This window comes from Massilia sp. Root351 (genome assembly GCF_001425045.1).
Classification (GTDB): Bacteria; Pseudomonadota; Gammaproteobacteria; order Burkholderiales; family Burkholderiaceae_D; genus Rugamonas.
In genome coordinates this window covers 352,354-374,521 of record NZ_LMDJ01000003.1, presented here as the reverse complement: position 1 = coordinate 374,521, position 22,168 = coordinate 352,354, and the positions used below count along the sequence as shown (strand labels likewise).

The following is a 22,168-nucleotide window of genomic DNA, read 5'->3' as shown; positions in this document are numbered from 1 at the left end:
AACTCAGCGATTAGTTGAGTTTTTTGGCTTTTTCGATTGCTTCTTCGATCGTGCCGACCATGTAGAACGCCTGTTCCGGCAGGTGGTCCAGTTCGCCCGAAGCGATCATCTTGAAGCCCTTGATCGTGTCTTTCAGCGAAACGTATTTACCTGGCGAACCGGTGAACACTTCAGCGACGTGGAACGGCTGCGACAGGAAACGCTGCATCTTACGAGCGCGTGCCACCAGCAGCTTGTCTTCCGGCGCCAGTTCGTCCATGCCCAGAATCGCGATAATGTCGCGCAGTTCCTTGTAGCGCTGCAGGGTGCCCTGTACGGCACGCGCGGTGTCGTAGTGGTCCTGGCCCACGACCAGCGGGTCCAGCTGGCGCGAGGTCGAGTCCAGCGGGTCCACCGCAGGGTAGATACCCAGCGAGGCGATGTCACGCGACAGAACCACGGTCGAATCCAGGTGGCCGAAGGTGGTCGCTGGCGACGGGTCGGTCAAGTCATCCGCTGGAACGTACACGGCCTGGATCGAGGTGATCGAACCGGTCTTGGTGGACGTAATACGCTCTTGCAGGCGGCCCATTTCTTCGGCCAGGGTAGGCTGGTAGCCCACTGCGGAAGGCATACGGCCCAGCAGTGCGGATACTTCGGTACCGGCCAGGGTGAAGCGGTAGATGTTGTCCACGAAGAACAGAACGTCTTTGCCTTCGTCACGGAACGCTTCGGCCATGGTCAGACCGGTCAGCGCGACGCGCAGACGGTTGCCTGGTGGTTCATTCATCTGACCATACACCATCGCGACTTTGGAGTTTTCCGGGTTTTCCAGATCCACCACTTTTGCATCGGCCATCTCGTGGTAGAAGTCGTTACCTTCGCGGGTACGCTCGCCCACGCCGGCGAACACGGACAGACCCGAGTGCGCTTTGGCGATGTTGTTGATCAGTTCCATCATGTTCACGGTCTTGCCCACACCTGCACCGCCGAACAGACCGACTTTACCGCCTTTGGCGAACGGGCACACCAGGTCGATCACCTTGATGCCGGTTTCCAGCAGGTCTTGCGATGGCGACAGTTCGTCGTACGCAGGGGCCGTGCGGTGGATCGAAGCGATCTGGTCGTGCGCAACTGGACCGCATTCGTCGATCGGGTTGCCCAGCACGTCCATGATGCGGCCCAGCGTGGCTTTACCCACGGGAACCATGATTGGTTTGCCGGTGTTCTGGATCATCATGCCGCGGCGCAGGCCGTCGGACGAACCCAGAGCAATGGTACGGACCACGCCGTCGCCCAGCTGTTGTTGTACTTCCAGGGTCAGCTCGGAGCCTTCCATTTTCAAGGCATCAAATACCTTAGGCATCGCGTTGCGTGGAAACTCAACGTCCACCACAGCGCCGATACACTGAACGATTTTGCCATCAGCCATGTTCGTTCCTTCAAATATAGTTAAATTCGTTTAAACCGCAGCCGCACCGGCAACGATTTCGGAGAGTTCTTTGGTAATCGCAGCCTGACGCGTCTTGTTATAGATCAGCTTCAGTTCACCGATGACGCTACCTGCGTTGTCGCTGGCGGCTTTCATCGCCACCATGCGGGCCGATTGCTCGGACGCCAGGTTTTCCGCCACCGCCTGGTATACCAGCGCTTCAATGTAGCGCTCCAGCAGTTCGTCAATCACGGTCGCTGCATCCGGCTCGTAGATGTAGTCCCACTTGAGGCTACCCTTGTCGGCCGTGATGTTGTCCGCCGTCAGCGGCAGCAGCTGCTGCACTTGCGGCTCTTGCTTCATCGTGTTGATGAACTTGGTATAGCACAGGTACACTGCGTCGAGTTTGCCTTCCGTGAACTTCTCGAGCATGACCTTCACAGGCCCGATCAGTTTCTCCAGATGCGGCGTGTCGCCGATCTGCGTTGCTTGCGCAACAACAGGGACGCCTACCCGATTCAAGAACCCCAAACCTTTGTTACCGATGGCTACCGCTTCAACCTTGACGCCGGCCGTTTCCAGCTCGCGCGTTTTCGCCGTCACCATGCGCAGCACGTTGGTGTTCAGGCCACCGCACAGACCCTTGTCGGTCGTGACGATGATGAAACCCACTGCCTTCGCTTCGGTTCCCTGGGCTTGCGCCAGGAACGGGTGCGTGTATTCAGGGTTGGCGGTCGCCAGATTAGCGGCGATATTACGAACCTTGTCACTGTAGGGACGGGCGGCGCGCATGCGATCCTGCGCCTTGCGCATTTTCGATGCGGCGACCATTTCCATCGCCTTGGTGATCTTTTTCGTATTCTCTACGCTTTTGATCTTGCCACGTATCTCTTTGCCTACTGCCATGAGTCCTTACTCCTTCTGCGCTGAAGGCGGCCCGGGGTCGCAACCCCGGCCGCCGTGCCGCTTAAAATGCGCCGGATTTCTTGAAATCAGCAATGGCGGCCGACAGGGCGGCTTCGCCGTCTTTGTCCAGTTGCTTGGTTTCTTCGATCTTGGCCAGCAGAGCAGCTTGCTTGGTCTTCAGGTAGGCGTGCAGGCCGGCTTCGAATGGCAGTACTTTCTTCACTGCCACGTCGTCCAGGAAGCCCTTGTTCACTGCGAACAGCGATGCGCCCATCAGGGAAATCGACAGCGGCGAGTACTGCGCCTGCTTCAGCAGTTCGGTCACGCGTGCGCCGCGGTCCAGCTGTTTGCGGGTCGATTCGTCCAGGTCGGAAGCGAACTGCGCGAACGCAGCCAGTTCACGGTACTGCGCCAAGTCGGTACGGATACCGCCGGACAGGTTTTTGATGACCTTGGTCTGGGCCGCGCCACCAACGCGCGATACCGAGATACCCGCGTTAATCGCAGGACGGATACCGGAGTTGAACAGCGAGGTTTCCAGGAAGATCTGGCCGTCGGTAATCGAAATCACGTTGGTTGGCACGAACGCCGAAACGTCGCCAGCCTGGGTTTCGATGATAGGCAGTGCGGTCAGCGAGCCGGTCTTGCCTTTGACTTCACCCTTGGTGAAGGCTTCGACGTAGTCGGCGTTCACGCGTGCTGCGCGTTCCAGCAGGCGGCTGTGCAGGTAGAACACGTCGCCTGGGTACGCTTCGCGGCCTGGTGGGCGGCGCAGCAGCAGGGAGATCTGACGGTAGGCAACTGCTTGCTTCGACAGGTCATCGTACACGATCAGGGCGTCTTCGCCGCGGTCGCGGAAGTATTCGCCCATGGTGCAGCCGGAGTAGGCCGAGATGTACTGCATCGCTGCCGATTCCGACGCGGTGGCAGCCACGACAATGGTGTACTCCATCGCGCCGTGCGTTTCCAGCGAGCGCACGATGTTCTTGATGGTGGAAGCTTTCTGGCCGATTGCAACGTAGATGCAAGTCATGCCCTGGCCTTTTTGGTTGATGATCGCATCAACCGCCACCGCCGACTTACCAGTCTGGCGGTCGCCAATGATCAGCTCACGCTGGCCACGGCCAATCGGTACCATCGCGTCGATCGACTTCAGGCCGGTCTGCATAGGCTGCGACACGGACTCACGGGCGATCACGCCCGGTGCGATCTTCTCGATAGGCGAGGTCAGCTTGGCTTCGACCGGACCTTTGCCGTCGATCGGCTGGCCCAGGGCGTTGACCACGCGGCCGCGCAGTTCAGGACCGACTGGCACTTCCAGGATGCGGCCGGTGCACTTGACGGTGTCGCCTTCCGAGATGTGCTCGTAAGCACCCAGGATCACGGCGCCGACCGAGTCGCGCTCCAAGTTCATCGCCAGGCCGAAAGTATTGCCTGGGAATTCCAGCATCTCGCCTTGCATTACGTCCGACAGACCGTGGATGCGGCAGATACCGTCGGCTACGGAAATAACCGTGCCTTGATTGCGCACTTCAGCGCCGCCATCAATGCCTTGGATCCGGCTCTTGATCAGCTCGCTGATTTCAGATGGGTTGAGTTGCATACTAACTCCTAAATGTAGTTCTCTCCGCTTGCGCGAGGGTATATTTGGTCTGCCGTAGCGGCCAGCGGGTCTTAAGCGACCAGCGCGACGCGCATCTGCTGCAGCCTGGCGCGGACCGAAGTGTCGAGCACTTCGTCACCGACGACCACGCGCACGCCACCGATCAACGATGGGTCTACGGTCACGCTCGGGTTGATCTTGCGGCTGAATTTCTTTTCCAGCGTGGCAACCAGCTCGGCAACCTGGGCGGCGCTCATGTCGAACGCGCTCGTGATCTCGGCATCCGCCGCACCTTCCGCGCTGTTTTTCAACAGCTGGAATTGGGCGCCGATCTCCGGCAGCAATTCGATACGATTGTTGGCGACCAGCATGCCGAGGAAGTTATTGGCTTCCGCGTTCAGCGGCGATTTCACCAGAGACTGAATGGTGGCGATGACATCGCTTTCCGAAACTTTCGGATTGCGGGCATAGTCCAGCACATCGGCGTTGCCGCCGATCTGGGCCAGTTCGGACACCAGATCGGACCACTGCGCGAGGTTGCCGGCTTGGGCTACGCGGAAGAGGGCTTCCGCGTAGGGACGGGCGACGGTTGCGAGTTCAGCCATGATTACAGCTCAGTCGCGAGGCGGGCCAGCAGGTCGGCGTGGGCCGACGCGGTGACTTCACGCTTCAAGATCTGCTCGGCACCTTTGACCGCCAGGTCGGCCACCTGGGCGCGCAGAGCTTCGCGGGCCTGGGTAACTTGCTGTTCGGCTTCAGCTTTGGCTTGCGCAATGATGCGGTCCGCTTCGGCTTTGGCGTTGGCCTTGATTTCTTCAGCCACCAGTTGCGCACGCTTCTCGGCGTCCGCGACGCGCTGGGCAGCTTCGTCGCGGGCGGAGGTCAGGGCTTCGGAAGCACGCTTTTCAGCGATTTCCATCGAAGCCTTGCCCTGGTCGGCCGCAGCCAGACCATCGGCGATACGCTTGGCACGCTCGTCCAGCGTGGAATTCAACGCTGGGAAAACGAATTTCATCGAGAACCAAACGAGCACCGCGAAGGTGATCATCTGGCCGATGAGCGACATATTAATGTCCATACCTTGCTCCTAAAAAGTTTCCCCGGTTGGAGCGGTGATTACTGCGCTACAGCGGCGGTCAGGGCGGTCAGGAACGGGTTGTTGAACGTGAACAGCAGAGCAACACCAACGCCGATCATGGAGATCGCGTCCAGCAGACCGGCGATAACGAACAGTTTGGTTTGCAGTTGTGGCATCAGTTCTGGTTGACGTGCCGAAGCTTCCAGGAACTTGCCACCCAGGATAGCGAAGCCGAGTGCGGTACCGATGGCGCCCAGGCCAATGATGATTGCTACGGCCAGAACGGTCATGCTTTGTACTTGTGCGATCAGAGCTTGCATTAGATTTCTCCTAAATTTAAAAAAAACGAAAGATACTTCAAAAACTAAAAATAAAGTTGCTGATTAATGCTTCTCAACCGCGAGGGAGAGGTACACAACCGTCAACGCCATAAACACAAAAGCTTGCAGAGTTACAATCAGGATGTGGAAGATTGCCCATGGACCACCCAACAGCCACTGCGCCCACCAAGGCAACAACGCGATCAGAATGAAAATCAGCTCGCCGGCGTACATGTTGCCGAACAGTCGCAGCGACAGCGAAATTGGTTTGGCCAGCAGTTCCAGCATCTGGAAGATGAAGTTGACCGGCGCCAGGAAGATGGCGGCGATGCCGTGCGCGTGGAACGGGGCGGTAAACAGTTCCTTACCCCAGCCGCCGACGCCCTTGGCCTTGATCGAGAAGCCGATAATGCACAGCAGCACGCCGATCGACATGCCGAAGGTGTGGTTCACGTCGGCCGTCGGCACCACGCGCAGCTTGTAGACGCCGAAGAATTCCAGCACTTTCGGCAGCAGGTCAACCGGCAGGAAGTCCATCGCGTTCATCAGCCATACCCAGACGAAAATGGTGATGGCCAGCGGCGCGATGACGGCGCTCTTGGCGTGGAAAGCGGAATTGACGGTGTCGTTGACCAGTTCCATGATCCATTCGACGAAATTCTGCAGCTTGCCCGGCACGCCGGGGGTGGCGCGGCGCGCAGCCATGGCGAACACGCCGATAAACACCAGGCCCAGAATGGCCGAAACCCAGAACGTGTCCAGGTTGATGGTGGCGTCCGCATTTTTCAGGTGCGACAAGTGGTGCTGAATGTACTCTGTGGCGTTAGCCGGGGCCGCGTGGCCCCCGTGTTCAGTGGTCATAATGTTTGCCAGATATTGTTAATTAAACTGCTAGCAGCGCGAACCAGTAAGCCAGGGTCGCTACCGCGAAACCTATGATCAGCCATAACCATGCGGCCGACGAGAACAGTACCAGCGCCGCAATGAACAGCGCTGCCGTTATGAAAACTTTAACCATCTCGGCGCGGAAATGCGTCCGGAATGCTTTCTTGGCGTCATTCGTTTCGCCCGCGACAATCATCGCGTACACCAGGCTCCCGATGACTGCGATCGCTCCGCCTAAAGCGGCAGACCAGCCTCTCTCAACGCTGCCGAAATATGCGGTGGCGGCGGAAAAAAACGTGGCGATTGTGAACTGCAAGGCAACTACTTTAAACACCGGAGAGGCAATGCGCTGAAAAAAATCACTCACTTGCCGGGTTCCCAGAGAAAGCGTATACACCTAAAGACACGGGATTATATTAGGAATTGCTTAGTTTGGTCAAACATGGTGCGCCGCAACATGGCTGTTTGGGCAAGAAAGATACGGTTTTGCACCGCTTTTAGAGTAGATGCACCAAGATAGCGCACGGTGTGCGCGCTATCATAGTGTCAACGTTGCCACGACTTCTGGTTACCGGCTTGTAACTTAGCCGCGCAAGCGTGTCAGCAATCCGTCCAGCACATCCAGGTCGGCAAAATCGATCACCATCTGGCCGCGGCCCTTGGCGCCCATCTTGAACACCACTGGCGTGGCCAGCAGGTCGGCCAGTTCTTCCTCCAGGCGCAGGATGTCGCCGGACTTGTCTTTTTGCTTGCGCTGGGCCTGCTCGGATTGCTCCTCCTGCGCGCGCTGCACCAGCTTTTCCGTTTCGCGCACCGATAGGCGTTTCGCCACAACAACGTTAGCCAGGGTGATCTGGGTGGCGGCATCGACCGCCAGCAGGGCGCGGGCATGGCCCATGTCGATGTCGCCGGCCATCAGCATGGTCTGCACCGGCGCCGCCAGGTTGATCAGCCTTAACAGATTGGACACGGCGCTGCGCGAGCGGCCGACGGCCGTGGCCGCCTGCTCGTGGGTGAAATCGAAGTCGGTGATCAGGCGCTGGATGCCCTGCGCCTCTTCCAGCGGATTCAGGTCCTCGCGCTGGATGTTCTCGATCAGCGCCATGGCGGCGGCGGTCTTGTCGTCCACCTCGCGCACCAGGACCGGCACGTTTTCCAGGCCGGCCAGCTGCGCCGCGCGGAAACGGCGTTCTCCGGCGATGATTTCATATTTGACCACACTGCCCTTGGCCGGCGCGATCGGCCGCACCAGGATGGGCTGCATGATGCCCTGGGTCTTGATGGAGGCGGCCAGCTCGGCCAGCCCACCCTCGTCCATGCGCGTGCGCGGCTGGTACTTGCCGGCTTGCATCTGTGCCACGGCCAGCTCGGTCGGCGCGCCGCCGTTCGCCGCCGGGTTGGATGGATCGCCGTCGCCGCCCAACAGGGCGTCCAGGCCGCGACCCAGGCCTTTCAGTTTCTTGGTTGCCATAGTTTTATCCTGTTACATCTTCTTGATGCGCTTGACCATCTCGGCGCCGAAGGCGATGTACGCCTGCGCGCCCTTGGAGGCGGGATCGAAGGTCACGCCCGGCATGCCGTAGGACGGCGCTTCGGCCAGGCGCACGTTGCGCGGAATGATGGTCTTGAAGACCTTGTCGCCGAAGTGCTGCTCCAGCTGCGCCGACACCTGCTGCGACAGCGTCATGCGCGGATCGAACATCACGCGCAGCAGGCCGATGATCTTCAAGTCCGGGTTCAGGTTGGCGTGCACCTTCTTGATGGTGTTGACCAGGTCGGACAAGCCTTCCAGCGCGTAGTACTCGCACTGCATCGGGATGATCACGCCGTGCGCGGCGCACAGGCCGTTCAGCGTCAGCATCGACAGCGCCGGCGGGCAGTCGATCAGGATGAAGTCGTATTCCTTGTCGACCGCGGCCAGCGCATCCTTCAGGCGGCGCTCGCGGTTGTCCAGTTCCACCATCTCCACTTCGGCGCCGGCCAGCTCGCGGTTGGACGGCAGCACGTCGAAGCGCCCGGCTTCCGAACGCTGGCGCGCCGTGGCCACGTCCGACTGGCCCAGCAGCACTTCATAGGTCGATGCCGCAAGGCCGGCCTTGTTGATGCCCGCGCCCATGGTGGCGTTGCCCTGCGGGTCCAGGTCCACCAGCAGCACGCGCTGGTTCAGTTTGGCCAGTCCGGCGGAGAGGTTGACCGTGGTGGTGGTCTTGCCCACGCCGCCCTTTTGATTCGCTACACAAAAAATTTTGGCCATGTACTTTTCTTATTCGCTATATCGTTTATTCGGTATAAATCGTTTATATGGTTTATTTCGTTTATACGGTATAAATGATTTATACCGTTTATATCGTTACTGTCTGGCGATGAAAACCAGGTGGCGCTCCGCCGCCAGTCCCGGCACTTTCAAAGCCTGCAGCCGCTCCACCTTCCACGGCTCCGGCAGGCGCTCGCGTTCGTCCTGTGGCGCTGTGCCTTTCAGGGCGATAAAGCGGCCGCCTTCGGCCAGCAGGTGCCCGGACCAGTTCACGAAGTCGCTCAGGTCGGCGAAGGCGCGCGACGTGATCACGTCGAACGGCTGCTTGACCTCCAGTTCCTGCACCTTCTTGGTGTACACGGTCACGTTGGCCAGGCCCAGCTCCGCCTTCACCTGCGTCAGGAAGGCGGTTTTCTTGTGCACGGTGTCGATCATGGACAGCTTCATGTCCGGCTTCGAGATCGCCAGCACCACGCCCGGCAGCCCGCCGCCCGCGCCCACGTCCAGCACGTTCTGCGCCCCCTGGAAGGCCGGCACGGCGGCCAGCGAGTCCAGCAAATGCAGCGTCATCATCTGCATCGGATCGCGCACCGAGGTCAGGTTGTAGACGCTATTCCACTTGTTCAGCAGCGCCAGGTAATCCAGCAGCTGCTCCTGCTGCGCGGCGGACAGCTCCAAACCCAGTTCCGCCACGCCCTTGTTCAACACTTCGGCCAAAGCTGCACGGTCGAATACCTTCATTGCACTGCCTCATCTTTCAAATTCACGAAACCGCCGAAACCGGTCTTTTTCAGGTGCACCAGCAGCAGCGAAATCGCCGCCGGGGTCACGCCGGAGATGCGCGAGGCCTGGCCCAGGGTCTCCGGGCGCTGCGCGTTCAGCTTCTGGCGCACTTCCACCGACAGCGCGGTGATGTCCAGGTAGTTGAAACCTTCCGGCAGTTTCAGGTTCTCGTAGTGCTCGTGGCGCTCCACTTCCTTGCTCTGGCGGTCGATATAGCCCGAATATTTGAGCTGGATTTCCACCTGTTCCTGTACCGCCGCATCGTCCACGCCGGGGCCGGCCAGGGCCTGCCCTTCCATGCCGGACATGGTCATCAGCTTATCGTAGGCCACGCCCGGACGGCGCAGCAGGTCGGCCAGCGAGTACTCGCGTTCGATGGCCTGGCCGATCACGCGTTCGGACTCGTCCGCCGCCAGGATGCGCGGGTTCACCCACGTGGAACGCAGGCGCTCCAGCTCCCTGGCCACGGCTTCGCGCTTGCGGTCGAAGGCTTCCCACTGGGCGTCGCCGACCACGCCCAGCTTGCGGCCGATCTCGGTCAAACGCATGTCCGCGTTGTCTTCGCGCAGGCTCAAACGGTACTCGGCGCGGCTGGTAAACATGCGGTACGGCTCCTGCACGCCCTGCGTCACCAGGTCGTCCACCAGCACGCCCAGGTAGGCTTCCGAGCGCGCCGGGGTCCAGGCGTCCTTGCCCTGGGTCTGCAGCGCGGCGTTGATGCCGGCCAGCATGCCCTGCGCGGCCGCCTCTTCGTAGCCGGTGGTGCCGTTGATCTGGCCGGCGAAATACAGGCCGCCCACGGCCTTGGTTTCCAGCGACGCCTTCAGGCCGCGCGGGTCGAAATAATCATATTCGATGGCGTAGCCGGGGCGCAGGATGTGGGCGTTTTCCATGCCTTTCATCGAACGCACCAGCTCGATCTGCACGTCGAACGGCAGGCTGGTGGAGATGCCGTTCGGGTAGAACTCGTTGGTCGTCAAGCCTTCCGGCTCCAGGAAAATCTGGTGCGATTCCTTGGACGAGAAGCGGTGAATCTTGTCCTCGATGGATGGGCAATAGCGCGGGCCGACCCCCTCGATGACGCCGGTATACATCGGGCTACGGTCCAGGCCGGCGCGGATGATGTCGTGCGTTTTGGTGTTGGTGTGCGTCACCCAGCACGGCATCTGGCGCGGGTGCATGGCGGTGTTGCCCATGACGGAAAACACCGGCACCGGGTCCAGGTCGCCCGGCTGTTCGGTCATGGCCGACAGGTCGATGCTGCGGCCGTCGATGCGCGGCGGGGTGCCGGTTTTCAGGCGGCCCTGCGGCAGCTTCAGCTCCTTCAGGCGGGCCGACAGCGAGATCGCGGGCGGGTCGCCGGCGCGGCCGGCCGAGTAGTTCTGCAGGCCGACGTGGATCTTACCGTCGAGGAAAGTGCCGGCCGTCAGCACCACGGCAGGCGCCAGGAACTTCAGGCCGATCTGGGTGACGGCGCCGACCACACGGTCGCCCTCCACCATCAGGTCGTCCACGGCCTGCTGGAACAGCCACAGGTTGGGCTGGTTTTCCAGGCGCGAGCGGATCGCCTGCTTGTACAGGATGCGGTCGGCCTGGGCGCGGGTGGCGCGCACGGCGGGACCTTTGGAGGAATTCAGGATGCGGAACTGGATGCCCGCCTCATCGGTGGCGATCGCCATGGCGCCGCCCATCGCGTCGACTTCCTTGACCAGGTGGCCTTTGCCGATACCGCCGATGGAAGGGTTGCACGACATCTGGCCCAGCGTCTCGATGTTGTGCGTCAGCAGGAGCGTCTTCTGGCCCATGCGGGCAGAAGCAAGGGCCGCCTCGGTGCCGGCGTGACCGCCGCCAACGACGATGACGTCGAATTGGGTAGGAAATAACATTTTTGGTATTGGGGTGAATGCGAGGAATGAGATCAGATTATAGAGTCTTTTTGCTGCTGCGACTTTTTTAGGCAGAAATATCGCCATGAAATTTTCTGATTGTTCCACGTGGAACACTGCGATTGGCCAGGCCAGGACGTAAAAAAGGGCGCCGAAGCGCCCTCATCCACTGTTCCACGTGAAACAATCACTTCAGGAACGCGTCGTACCCGGTCTTGAAGATCAGTATCGTCACCACCACCAGGAAAAGGCGGCGCACAAAGCCGCTGCCATGTTTCAGCGCCAGCTTGGTGCCGAGGATGGAACCGCACACCTGGCACACGGCCATCATCAGGCCCAGCTGCCACAGCAGGTGCCCGCTGTAGCCGAACCACACCAGCGCCGCGAAATTGCAGGCCACGTTGACCACCTTCGCCACGGCGGACGCCGCCAGGAAGTCGAAGCCGAAAAAGCGCACGAACAGGAACACCAGGAAGCTGCCGGTGCCGGGGCCGAAGAAGCCGTCGTAGAAGCCGATCAGCGCGCCGATCACCACCGCCCAGGCCTGCTCGCGGAAACCCGTGTGCAACGGCGCATGCACGCTGCCCAGATCCTTCTTGCAGAACGTGTAGACAGCCACGGCGATCAGCACCACCGGCAGCAGGCTGCGCATGAAGTCGGGCGGAATCCTGGTGACGGTGTAGGCGCCCAGGAAGGCGAAGATCAGCGCGGCCGCCGAGGCCGGCGCAGCGGTGGACCAGGCGATGCGCACCCGGCGCGCATAATTGACGGCGGCAGCGGCGGTGCCGAAGATGGAGGCCAGCTTGTTCGTTCCCAGCAAGGTGGCCGGTGCCGTGGTGGGAAATACCGAGAACACTGCCGGGATCTGTATCAGCCCGCCCCCGCCCACCACCGCATCGACCAAGCCCGCCGCGAACGCCGCCACACCCAACACCAGATAATCAACCATAACGCCCCACTGAACACCGCCTGCACGGAAACAACCAAGCCCATCATTGTACGGAAGAAACAGCCCCCCTGCCGAGCTGAGCCGCATTACCCCCGATCCGGGGTCAGACCCCGAAGTGGGGCGAATGCGGCTCAGCTCGCCAGGTTTTGGTGTAAGCTGGAATGCCAACATTCCACGCCAGCTACTAGCCGACCTCGCCATGAATGACTTCCCTGCTTTCGCTTTCAGCACCGTTGCCCACATCGTTTCTGAACTGGGCGCGGCCCGGAAACTGGGGGAGCATGTGCGCTCCCGCTTCCCGTCGGCGCAGCGCGCGCTGCTGGTGACCGATCCCGGCTTCCTGAAAACCGGACTGGTGCAGGCGCCGGCCGACAGCCTGGCGGCGGCAGGGTTCCACGTGAAAATCTATTCGGACGTGGTGGCCGACCCGCCGGAGCACATCGTGCTGGCTGCCGTGGCTGCCGCGCGCGAGCATGGCGCCGACGTGGTCATCGGCCTCGGCGGCGGCAGCTCAATGGACGTGGCCAAGCTGATTGCCGTGCTGGCGGCAAGCGAGCAGCCGCTGTCGGCGATCTACGGCATCGGCAACGTGAAGGGCGCGCGCCTGCCGCTGGTGCAGATTCCCACCACCGCCGGCACCGGCTCCGAAGTCACCAACATCGCCATCGTGACCACCGGCGAAACCACCAAGATGGGCGTGGTGGCGCCGCAACTGTATGCGGACCTGGCCATCCTGGACGCCGAGCTGACCATGGGCTTGCCGCCCATGGTGACCGCGGCCACCGGCATCGACGCCATGGTGCATGCGATCGAGGCCTACACCAGCCGTCATAAAAAGAATCCGCTGTCGGACATGCTGGCGCGCCAGGCGCTGGGGCTGCTGTCGCGCAATCTGATCCCGGCCTGCGAGAACGGCAGGAACCTGGCCGCGCGCCAGGCCATGCTGCTGGGCGCCATGCTGGCGGGGCAGGCCTTCTCCAACGCGCCGGTGGCAGCGGTGCACGCGCTGGCGTATCCGATCGGCGGCATTTTCCACGTGCCGCACGGCCTGTCGAACTCGCTGGTGCTGCCGCACGTGCTGCGCTTTAACGCGCCGGCGGCGGCGCCGCTGTATGCCGAGCTGGCCGGCATCGTGGTACCGCATGCGGCGGGATCGGTGGAGGCGAGGGCGGAAGCGCTGGTTGTTGCAATGCAGCAGATCGCTGTGATGTCGGGGATAGAGCGCACGCTGCAGCAGGTCGGCATCGCGGAAAGCGACCTGGACCGGCTGGCCGACGACGCCATGCTGCAGACACGTTTGCTGGGCAATAACCCGCGCGAACTGACCCGCGCCGACGCGCGCGCCATCTACGCCGCAGCATTGTGATGCCTTGTGGTTTATTGTCGCCAATCGCCCCCCACCTGCGTTCGCAGGCGAGAGGCGGCCGGCAGGCTTAGTTGGGCACGTCCACCGTGGTGCTGGTGACGGTGATGGCGTTGGCGCCGGCCGAGGCGGCAATTGGCGGCAGGTTGGCGACCGTGATCGGCACCGCGTTGCTGGCGCGCGTGGTGGTGCGCACCAGCTGCGACGGCGGCAGCGGCGCACCGGCCGGGTTGCGCAGGTTGGCGTACACCGCGTCCAGTGCGCGGAACAGGTACACGTGCAGCGGCACCACCGCCGTCGGCAGCGCATTGCTGAACGAGTCGAAGTGGTTGGCGTTGGTCACCTCGATGTAGCGCAGCTTGCTGGCACTGCCCTCCACGCTGGCGTTCAGGCCCAGGTAGGCACGCGCCGCATGGTTGACCGGAATCAGCGCGTCGCTGCGGCCGGACACGATGATGGCCGGCTTGCCCTTCAGGTTGCCGCTTGCCAGCACTTCGCCGATGCCGGCTTTCACCCGGGCGCTCTGCTCGGCCAGCGTGCCGCTGAGCGCGGCGCCGGTGACCGGATTCGTCCCCGTGGCCAGCGAACGCAGGCACAGGAAGCCGTCCAGCGACTGGTCGGCCGCATTGGTCGACGGCGACACGCCCAGGTTGTAGGCCTTGGCGCCCCCTACCGAGTTTTCATAGATCACGCTGCCGATGATGCCGTTCTGGCTGGCGAAGCTGGACGCCTTGACGGCGGCCGCCATCGGCGCCGGCGCGCCGCTGGCGTCCACGCCGGCGAAGCTGAAGCCGCATACCTTGTCGAGCACGCTGAACTTGCCGTAGGCGTAGGCGTAGGTCACGGCCACCAGGATGTTGGTGCCGGCGTGGGCCGCCTGCAGGACTTCGGCCTCCGGCGTCCAGCCGTAAGCCTTCAGGCGCGCGCGGGCGTCGTTCTGCTGCTCGGCCAGGCTGCTGCCGGTCAGCAGGCCCTTGGCGGCCAGCGCGCTGCAGCGCCCGCCAGCGGCCACTTCGGCCAGGCAAGGCTGGTACAGCGCGGCAAAGGTCGAGTAGTCGAACAGCGGCTTGCCCTGGGAAGGCACAGAAGCGCCGCCAAGGCGCACGGAGTAGCCGGTGGCTGTCCTGGGCTGGATTTGCGGCTCGGTGGCCGCCACGGCGCTGATAAGGCCCTTGGTGTCCTGCTCTGCAGCAAGCAGGGCCGCGCCGGCGCCGTTGGAGATGCTGGAGGCGATCGCCACGCTGTTCTTCGGCGTCAGCCGCACCAGGTGGCTTTTGCCGTCGGCCGCCAGCTGGCCATAGCGTTCGTTCAGCACGTAGTAGGCGAACTCCACCGCCTGCAGCGTGAGCTTGCCCCAATCCTTTTCCGGGTTCAGCTGCGAGTGCGCATGCTTGAAGGCGACCCGGCCAGGGTTGGCGGCGGCGAACGCGGTGCGCTCGGCCTCGCTGATGGCCGGCGCAAAGTTGGCGTTCTTGCCGGCCGCGGCGCGGGTGGCGCGCTGGCCGTTCTGCAGGTTCACGCTGTCGTCCTCAAAGGTGTAGAGACCAGTCCCGCTGCCCTTGTCGGCGTAGGCCACGGCGCAGTTGTTCTTCAGGCCCCACTCCCCTGCGCTGCCGATGGCGCCGTAGATGCCGCGCGAGCCGCTGGAGGTGCCGGTGACGATGCAGGGGTTGACCGGGTCGAAGGTGGCCGGCACCTGCACCAGCAGGGTCACGTTCTGCTTGCCGGTGCCGTCGTCCGCATAGGCCACGTATTCGGTGCCCGCCACCTTGCCCTCGCCGCTGCCGGCCACGCCGGCCGCGTTCACGTTGGGGCCGTACATGGTGCCGTAGCCGCTGTTGGCGTTAATGTCGAGCACGGCGCGGTAGTTGGCATAGATGGCGTTGCGGCGCAGTTCGGCGGCGGTCGGCTTGAGCGGGTCGGCATACGCAGGCGCGGCGGCGGCGGCCAGGCCGGTGCGGCCCAGGCCCGCCGTCAGCAAGTCGTCCGAATTGCCGTCGTAGCTGGTGCTGGTGACCGTGCCCAGGTAGGACGGCAGCACGTTCAGTTCTTCCGGCGCGTTGTTGCTGTCGCCGCAGGAAGCGAGGGTGGCCACGGCGGCGGCCATTGCGGTGAGCCTGGCCATGCGGATGTTGTTCTTGTTCATGTCTCCTCCATGCTTGCAGTTGGTTGTGGTGGTTGTGTTGGTTGTAAATAAGAAGTGAAAAAAAACGCCGGACGAGTCCGGCGTTCTTGCTTGTTCAGGCTGGCTTCTTGTGACCGAAGCGCGCCACCATCTCCCCTATTATTCCGCGCCGGAACAGCAGCACGCAGGCCACGAAGATCAGGCCGGTGACCATGCTGACCGCTTCGCCCAGCGTGTTGAACCACTCCACGCCAGTCAGGCTGGCGAGCAAGGTGCCGATGTCGCCCAGCTTGTTCTCCAGCAGGATGATGATGACGGCGCCCAGCATCGGGCCGGCCAGCGTGCCCATCCCGCCCACCAGCGTCATCAGGATCACCAGGCCGGACATGGTCCAGTGCACGTCGGTCAGGGTTTCAAAGCCCAGCACCACGGTCTTGGTGGCGCCGGCCAGGCCGGCCAGCGCGGCCGACAGCACGAAGGCCATCAGCTTGTACTTGTCGACGTCGTAGCCCAGCGAGATGGCGCGCGGCTCGTTCTCCTTGATGGCTTTGAGCACCTGGCCGAACGGCGAATGCACGGTGCGCACGATCAGCGCGAAACCGGCCACGCAGATGGCCAGCACGATGAAGTACAGCACGGTGTCGTTGGCCAGCTCGACCGTGCCCAGCAGTTTTCCACGTGGAACGCCCTGCAGGCCGTCCTCGCCGCCGGTGAACGGGGCGCGCAGCGCGCCGAAGTACACCATCTGCGCCAGCGCCAGCGTGATCATCGAGAAATAGATGCCCTGGCGGCGGATCGCCAGGCCGCCCATCACCAGGCCGATCAGCGCGGCGGCCGCCACGCCGGCCAGCAGGCCCAGCTCGAACGGCCAGCCCAGGTCGCGCAGCACGTAGCCGGCCACGTAGCCGGCGCCGCCGAAGAAGGCCGCGTGGCCGAAGGACAGCAGGCCGGTAAAGCCGATCAGCAGGTTGAAGGCGCAAGCGAACAGCGAGAAGCACAGCAGCTTCATCAGGAATACCGGATAGCCGACGAAGGGTGCGGCCAGCGCGATGGCAAAAGCGATGGCATAGCCTATGTTTTTATTCATGGATGCTTCCTCTTATTTCTCTTTGCCGAACAGGCCGGCGGGACGCAGCAGCAGCACGATGACCATCACCACGAACACCACCACGGACGATCCCTCCGGATAGAGCACGCGGGTCAGGCCCTCGATCACGCCCAGCGCCAGGCCGGTCAGGATGGAGCCCATGATGGAACCCATGCCGCCGATCACCACCACCGCGAACACCACGATGATCAGGTTGGAGCCCATCAGCGGCGAAACCTGGATGATGGGCGCGGCCAGCACGCCGGCGAAGCCCGCCAGCGCCACGCCGAAGCCGTAGGTCAGGGTGACCATCAGCGGCACGTTGATGCCGAACGCTTCCACCAGCTTGGGATTCTCGGTGCCGGCGCGCAGGTAGGAGCCGAGCTTGGTTTTCTCGATCACGTACCAGGTCAGCAGGCAGACCGCGAGCGAGGCCGCCACCACGAAGGCGCGGTAATTGGGCAGGAACATGAAGCCGAGGTCGGTGGCCCCCTGCAGCAGCGCCGGCGTCTCGAACGGCTGGCCGGACACGCCGTAGAAGGAGCGGAACACGCCCTCCACCACCAGCGTGATGCCGAAGGTGAGCAGCAGGCCGTACAGGTGGTCCAGCTTGTAGAGCCAGCGCAGCATGGTCTTTTCTATGACGATGCCGAACAGCCCGACCACGATGGGAGCCAGCGCCAGCATGGCCCAGTAGTTCAGGCCGAAATACGTCATGCCCATCCAGGCCAGGAAAGCGCCCATCATGTACAGCGCGCCGTGGGAGAAATTGATGACGTTCAGCAGGCCGAAGATCACGGCCAGGCCGAGCGACAGCATGGCATAAAAGGAACCGTTGACGAGTCCCAGCAACAGCTGGCTCATCCACGCGGACAGGGGAATATCGGTTATAGCCATGGCTCGCGAGATAAAAAATCACCGGGACCGGTGATGTGGTAGAGACATGCCGCCCCCTGCGGGGGGCGGCGCGGGTGCAGCTAAGTTATTTCCAGAGCGCGCACTTGGTTTCGGCCTTGGTCACATACGCCTGGTCGCCGGGTATGGTGGCCACCACCTTGTAGTAGTCCCAAGGATATTTCGAGTCCGCCGGCTTCTTCACTTCCATCAGGTACATATCGTGCACCATGCGGCCGTCCTGGCGGATCACGCCGCCCTTGGCGAACATGTCGTTGATCGGGGTCTTCTTCAGGTGCGCCATCACCTTGTCCGAATCATCCGTGCCGACCGCCTTCACGGCCTTCAGGTAGTTGGCGGTGGCCGAGTAGTCGGCTGCCTGCAGCATCGACGGCTCCTTCTTCATCTTCTCGAAGTAGCGCTTGGACCAGGCGCGGGTGTCCGGGTTCAGGTCCCAGTACCAGCCGTCGGTCAGGTACATGCCCTGGGTGGTGTTCAGGCCCAGCGAGTGCACGTCGTTAATGAAGATCAGCAGGCCGGCCAGCTTCATCTTCTTGGTGATGCCGAACTCGTTGGCCGCCTTGATCGAGTTGATGGCGTCGCCGCCGGCGTTGGCCAGGCCCAGGATCTGCGCGCCAGACGACTGCGCCTGCAGCAGGAAGGAGGAAAAGTCCGACGCCGACAGCGGATGCTTGACGCTGCCCAGCACCTTGCCGCCGGCCGCTTTCACCACGTCCGACGTGTCTTTCTCCAGCGACTGGCCGAAAGCGTAGTCGGCGGTCATGAAGTACCAGTTCTTGCCGCCCTGCTTGGCGATGGCGCCGCCGGTGCCGCGCGCCAGCGCCACGGTGTCGTAGGCGTAGTGCACGGTGTAAGGCGTGCATTCCTCGTTGGTCAGGCGGGCCGAGCCGGCGCCGATCGAAATGAAGATCTTTTTCTTCTCGCCCGCCACCTTGGCCATGGCCAGGTTGGCGCCCGAGTTGGTGCCGCCGATCAGCAGGTCCACGCCCTGCTGGTCGAACCATTCGCGCGCCTTTGAGGCGGCGATGTCGGCCTTGTTCTGGTGGTCGGCGGAGATGAATTCAACTTTCTTGCCGGCGATGACCACGCCGGCATCGGCGATCGCCATCTTGATCGCTTCCGCGCCACCCAGGCCGTCGATGTCGGAGTACAGGCCGGACATGTCGGTGATGAAGCCGATCTTGATGGTGTCGCCGGACACCTGTGCTTGCGCGCCGCAGGCCAGGCCCAGGGCGCACGCTGCTGCGGTTGCGGTGGCGATAGTTTTGAGTTTCATATTTTTGTCTCCGTCCTAAGGGTTTTGTAGTGGTACGGTAAAAATCAGACGCCGAGCAGTTCGGTCAACACTGGCATCTTTGCGCTCAACTCGGATGCAGCAAAAGTCTCGACAATCTGACCATGCTCCATCACGTAAAACCGGTCCGCCAACGGAGCGGCGAAGCGGAAATTCTGTTCCACCATGACGATGGTGTAGCCCTTCGCTTTCAGGGTGGTGATCATGCGCGCTAGGCCCTGCACGATGACCGGCGCCAGGCCTTCGGAAATCTCGTCCAGCAGCAGCAGGCGCGCGCCGGTGCGCAGGATGCGCGCCACCGCCAGCATCTGCTGCTCGCCGCCCGACAGCCGGGTGCCCTGGCTGTGCTTGCGCTCCTCCAGGTTGGGGAACATGGCGTAGATCTCCTCGACCGGCATGCCCTTCTCGCCGGTGGCCAGCTGCGGCGGCAGCAGCAGGTTTTCCTCGGTCGACAGCGAGGCGAAAATGCCGCGCTCTTCGGGACAGTAACCGATGCCGAGGTGAGCCACTTTGTGCGTCGGCAAATCGATGGCTTCCACGCCGTTCACCTTGATGGAACCCTTGCGCGCGCCGGTCAGGCCCATGATGGCCCGCAGGGTGGTGGTGCGGCCAGCGCCGTTACGGCCCAGCAAGGTCACCACTTCGCCCGGCTGCACCGTGATGTTCACGTTGTGCAGGATATGCGATTCGCCGTACCACGCCTGCAGATTGCTGATTTCCAGTGCGGCCGCCATCAGTGCGCCCCCACCAGTTCGCTTGCCTCGGTGCCCATGTACGCTTCCATCACTTGCGGGTTCTTCGATACCTCGGCATAGCTCCCCTCGGCCAGCATGGCGCCGCGCTGCAGCACCGAAATCTTGTCGCAAATACCAGATACCACGTTCATATTGTGTTCCACCATCAAAATGGTGCGGCCGGCCGATACCTTCTTGATCAGCTCGGTTACCCGGTGCACGTCCTCGTGGCCCATGCCCTGGGTGGGCTCGTCCAGCAGCATCAGCTCCGGCTCCATCGCCAGGGTGGTGGCGATCTCCAGCGCGCGCTTGCGGCCGTAAGGCATGTCCACCGTGACGGTGTCGGCGAATTCGGTCAGGTCCACCTCGGCCAGCAATTGCATGGCGCGCGCGTTCAGCTGGTTCAGCGAGCGTTCGCTCTGCCAGAAATGGAACGTGGTGCCCAGCTGGCGCTGCAGGCCGATGCGCACGTTCTGCAAGACGGTAAGGTGGGGAAATACGGCGGAAATCTGGAAGGAACGGATCACGCCCATGCGCGCGATGTGCGCAGGCCTGGCGGCCGTGATGTCATTGCCGTTGAACAGGATCTGGCCCGAGGTCGGCACCAGGAACTTGGTCAGCAGGTTGAAGCAGGTGGTCTTGCCGGCGCCGTTGGGGCCGATCAAGGCGTGAATGTGGCCGCGCTGGACCTTCAGATTCACGTCGTTAACAGCAGTGAAACCCTTGAATTCCTTGGTCAAATTTCTTGTTTCCAAGATGAAGTTTGACATCGTATCTCCTGGTTATTCTTTATAAACTGCCAAATTTTCAACCGATCATACACACAAAAAAAATCGTGAACAATACAGTATAAATACCATCAAGATAGCAAGTTTGGCTACAAACTGGGCAGTTTGATCTGGCTCAAAGTATGGCGCAAGGATCAGGAGTCTTTCCAGGTAGAACGTATGATCTGCGCGGCTTTCTCGGCAATCATGATGGTCGGGGAGTTGGTATTCCCGGACGTTATAAAGGGCATCACCGAGGCGTCCACCACCCGTAGTCCAGCTACACCGCGCACGCGCAATGCGCTGTCGACCACAGCGGAAGTGTCGTTTTTTCGCCCCATGCGGCAAGTGCCCACCGGGTGGAAGATGGTGGTGCCGATGGCACTGGCCGCCGCCGCCAGTTCCTCGTCGGTCTGGAACGCCGGCCCCGGCTTGAATTCCTGCGGCGAATACCTGGCCAGCGCGGGAGCGGCGGCGATGCGGCGCGTCAGCTTCAGCGCGTTGGCCGCCACCTGGCGGTCCTCCGGCGTGCTCAGATACATCGGCGTAATCTTGGGCGGCGCATAGGAATCCGCGCTGGCGATGCGAATATGGCCGCGCGACGTGGGGCGCAGATTGCACACGCTGGCAGTGAAGGCCGGGAAAGCATGCAGCGGATCGCCGAACTTCTCCAGCGACAGCGGCTGCACGTGGTATTGCAGGTTCGGCGTGGCCTGGCCGGGGTCCGAGCGGGCGAACGCGCCCAGTTGCGACGGCGCCATCGACATCGGTCCGCTCTGGAACATCGCGTACTCCATGCCGATGCGCATCTTGCCGAACCAGTTGCTGGCCAATACATTCAGCGTCTTCACGCCGTTCACCTTGAACACCATGCGCAGTTGCAGATGGTCCTGCAGATTGGCGCCCACGCCGGGCAGGTCCGCCACCGGTGTGATGCCGAGATCGCGCAGCATACCCGCCGGCCCGATGCCCGACAGCTGCAGCAACTGCGGCGAGCCGACCGAGCCGGCCGCCAGGATGGTTTCGCGCGTGGCCTGCGCCTGCCAGCGCGTGCCGCCCCCGGTGAACGCCACGCCGGAGCAGACGGGCCCCTGCTCGCCCTGCTCCACCAGCAGCTTTTCCACGTGGCAGCCGGTCATCAGGGTCAGGTTGGGGCGCGTGGTGGCCAGCTTCAAGAACGCCTTGGCCGTGTTCCAGCGGATGCCGCGCTTCTGGTTCACCTCGAAATAGGCGCAGCCCAGGTTGTCGCCGCGGTTGAAATCGTCCACTTTGGGAATGCCGGTCTGGTCGGCCGCGTCGCGGAAAGCATCCAGGATCTGCCAGGACAGGCGCTGCTTTTCCACCCGCCACTCGCCGCCCGCGCCGTGGAAATCGCTGGCGCCGCCGTGATGGTCCTCGCTCTGGCGGAACAACGGCAGCACCGCGTCCCAGCGCCAGCTGTCGTCGCCGCATTCCTCGGCCCAGCGGTCGTAGTCGCCGGCCTGGCCGCGCATATAAATCATGCCGTTGATCGAGGAACTGCCGCCCAATACTTTGCCGCGCGGATAAATCAGGCTGCGCCCGCCCAGGCCGGGATCGGCCTCGGTGCGGTACAGCCAGTCGGTGCGGGGATTGTTGATGCAATGCAGATAGCCCACCGGGATATGGATCCACAGATAATCGTCCTTGCCGCCCGCCTCGATCAGCAGCACTTGCACGTTTTTATCGCGCGTAAGGCGGTTGGCGAGAACACAGCCGGCAGTGCCGGCGCCGATGATGATGTAGTCGAACTGTCCTGCAGATTCCAAAATCCACTCCTTGCGCCTAGG

The 22,168-nt window shown here is 62.5% G+C and carries 21 protein-coding genes; 1 reads left to right on the top strand and 20 read right to left on the bottom strand.

What is annotated here, in order from left to right:
* Positions 1–10 precede the first annotated feature (10 nt).
* From atpD to ASD15_RS07970, 13 genes are all read right to left on the bottom strand, one after another.
* On the bottom strand, positions 11–1,411 hold the full coding sequence (atpD, locus tag ASD15_RS08030) for a F0F1 ATP synthase subunit beta (RefSeq protein ID WP_025595448.1): 1,401 nt from the start codon (positions 1,409–1,411) through the stop codon (positions 11–13).
* A gap of 30 nt (positions 1,412–1,441) precedes the next feature.
* Positions 1,442–2,317, bottom strand: coding sequence for a F0F1 ATP synthase subunit gamma (atpG, locus tag ASD15_RS08025; RefSeq protein WP_057154293.1), 876 nt, complete (start codon positions 2,315–2,317; stop codon positions 1,442–1,444).
* A gap of 61 nt (positions 2,318–2,378) precedes the next feature.
* Positions 2,379–3,920 (bottom strand): F0F1 ATP synthase subunit alpha, encoded by a 1,542-nt coding sequence (gene atpA, locus ASD15_RS08020; protein ID WP_057154292.1) that lies wholly within the window; start codon positions 3,918–3,920, stop codon positions 2,379–2,381.
* A 71-nt stretch (positions 3,921–3,991) separates the two neighbouring features.
* Entirely contained in the window at positions 3,992–4,525 is a 534-nt protein-coding gene (locus ASD15_RS08015) for a F0F1 ATP synthase subunit delta (RefSeq protein WP_057154291.1), read from the bottom strand.
* A gap of 2 nt (positions 4,526–4,527) precedes the next feature.
* Complete coding sequence (locus ASD15_RS08010) at positions 4,528–4,998, bottom strand: F0F1 ATP synthase subunit B (RefSeq protein ID WP_057154290.1); 471 nt, start codon at positions 4,996–4,998, stop codon at positions 4,528–4,530.
* Between the two features lie 38 nt (positions 4,999–5,036).
* Positions 5,037–5,318: a F0F1 ATP synthase subunit C gene (gene atpE / locus ASD15_RS08005; RefSeq protein WP_057154289.1), complete on the bottom strand. Its 282-nt coding sequence runs from the start codon at positions 5,316–5,318 to the stop codon at positions 5,037–5,039.
* Between the two features lie 63 nt (positions 5,319–5,381).
* Positions 5,382–6,179 carry a F0F1 ATP synthase subunit A gene (atpB, locus tag ASD15_RS08000; RefSeq protein WP_057154288.1) on the bottom strand — a complete coding sequence of 266 codons (798 nt, stop codon included), beginning with the start codon at positions 6,177–6,179 and terminating at the stop codon, positions 5,382–5,384.
* 22 nt (positions 6,180–6,201) lie between these two features.
* Positions 6,202–6,570: an ATP synthase subunit I gene (locus tag ASD15_RS07995; RefSeq protein WP_057154287.1), complete on the bottom strand. Its 369-nt coding sequence runs from the start codon at positions 6,568–6,570 to the stop codon at positions 6,202–6,204.
* Between the two features lie 216 nt (positions 6,571–6,786).
* Complete coding sequence (locus ASD15_RS07990; protein WP_057154286.1) at positions 6,787–7,674, bottom strand: ParB/RepB/Spo0J family partition protein; 888 nt, start codon at positions 7,672–7,674, stop codon at positions 6,787–6,789.
* A gap of 12 nt (positions 7,675–7,686) precedes the next feature.
* A complete protein-coding gene (locus ASD15_RS07985; protein ID WP_057154285.1) occupies positions 7,687–8,457 on the bottom strand; it encodes a ParA family protein in 771 nt (256 codons plus the stop codon).
* A gap of 96 nt (positions 8,458–8,553) precedes the next feature.
* A complete protein-coding gene (rsmG, locus tag ASD15_RS07980; protein WP_057154284.1) occupies positions 8,554–9,198 on the bottom strand; it encodes a 16S rRNA (guanine(527)-N(7))-methyltransferase RsmG in 645 nt (214 codons plus the stop codon).
* A complete protein-coding gene (mnmG, locus tag ASD15_RS07975; RefSeq protein WP_057154283.1) occupies positions 9,195–11,126 on the bottom strand; it encodes a tRNA uridine-5-carboxymethylaminomethyl(34) synthesis enzyme MnmG in 1,932 nt (643 codons plus the stop codon). The genes rsmG and mnmG overlap by 4 nt, the downstream gene beginning before the upstream one ends.
* A 187-nt stretch (positions 11,127–11,313) precedes the next feature.
* Positions 11,314–12,075: a TSUP family transporter gene (locus ASD15_RS07970; protein WP_057154282.1), complete on the bottom strand. Its 762-nt coding sequence runs from the start codon at positions 12,073–12,075 to the stop codon at positions 11,314–11,316.
* 199 nt (positions 12,076–12,274) lie between these two features.
* On the opposite strand from ASD15_RS07970, the gene ASD15_RS07965 reads away from it, so the two are divergent.
* Positions 12,275–13,441, top strand: a complete 1,167-nt coding sequence (locus ASD15_RS07965; protein WP_057154281.1) for an iron-containing alcohol dehydrogenase — start codon at positions 12,275–12,277, stop codon at positions 13,439–13,441.
* A 67-nt stretch (positions 13,442–13,508) separates the two neighbouring features.
* On the opposite strand, the gene ASD15_RS07960 is transcribed toward ASD15_RS07965, so the two are convergent.
* The 7 genes from ASD15_RS07960 to ASD15_RS07930 all read right to left on the bottom strand — a co-directional run bounded on the left by ASD15_RS07960 (position 13,509) and on the right by ASD15_RS07930 (position 22,147).
* Positions 13,509–15,584 carry a 3-hydroxybutyrate oligomer hydrolase family protein gene (locus tag ASD15_RS07960; RefSeq protein WP_057154280.1) on the bottom strand — a complete coding sequence of 692 codons (2,076 nt, stop codon included), beginning with the start codon at positions 15,582–15,584 and terminating at the stop codon, positions 13,509–13,511.
* Between the two features lie 94 nt (positions 15,585–15,678).
* Positions 15,679–16,650: a branched-chain amino acid ABC transporter permease gene (locus tag ASD15_RS07955; RefSeq protein WP_057154279.1), complete on the bottom strand. Its 972-nt coding sequence runs from the start codon at positions 16,648–16,650 to the stop codon at positions 15,679–15,681.
* 12 nt (positions 16,651–16,662) lie between these two features.
* Entirely contained in the window at positions 16,663–17,547 is an 885-nt protein-coding gene (locus ASD15_RS07950) for a branched-chain amino acid ABC transporter permease (protein WP_057154278.1), read from the bottom strand.
* Between the two features lie 85 nt (positions 17,548–17,632).
* On the bottom strand, positions 17,633–18,841 hold the full coding sequence (locus ASD15_RS07945) for an ABC transporter substrate-binding protein (protein WP_057154277.1): 1,209 nt from the start codon (positions 18,839–18,841) through the stop codon (positions 17,633–17,635).
* 44 nt (positions 18,842–18,885) lie between these two features.
* Positions 18,886–19,593 (bottom strand): ABC transporter ATP-binding protein, encoded by a 708-nt coding sequence (locus tag ASD15_RS07940; protein WP_057154276.1) that lies wholly within the window; start codon positions 19,591–19,593, stop codon positions 18,886–18,888.
* On the bottom strand, positions 19,593–20,363 hold the full coding sequence (locus ASD15_RS07935; RefSeq protein ID WP_057154275.1) for an ABC transporter ATP-binding protein: 771 nt from the start codon (positions 20,361–20,363) through the stop codon (positions 19,593–19,595). Before ASD15_RS07935 ends, ASD15_RS07940 begins: the two co-directional genes overlap by 1 nt.
* Before the next feature lie 152 nt (positions 20,364–20,515).
* Positions 20,516–22,147, bottom strand: coding sequence for a GMC family oxidoreductase (locus tag ASD15_RS07930; protein ID WP_057154274.1), 1,632 nt, complete (start codon positions 22,145–22,147; stop codon positions 20,516–20,518).
* Positions 22,148–22,168 lie beyond the last annotated feature (21 nt).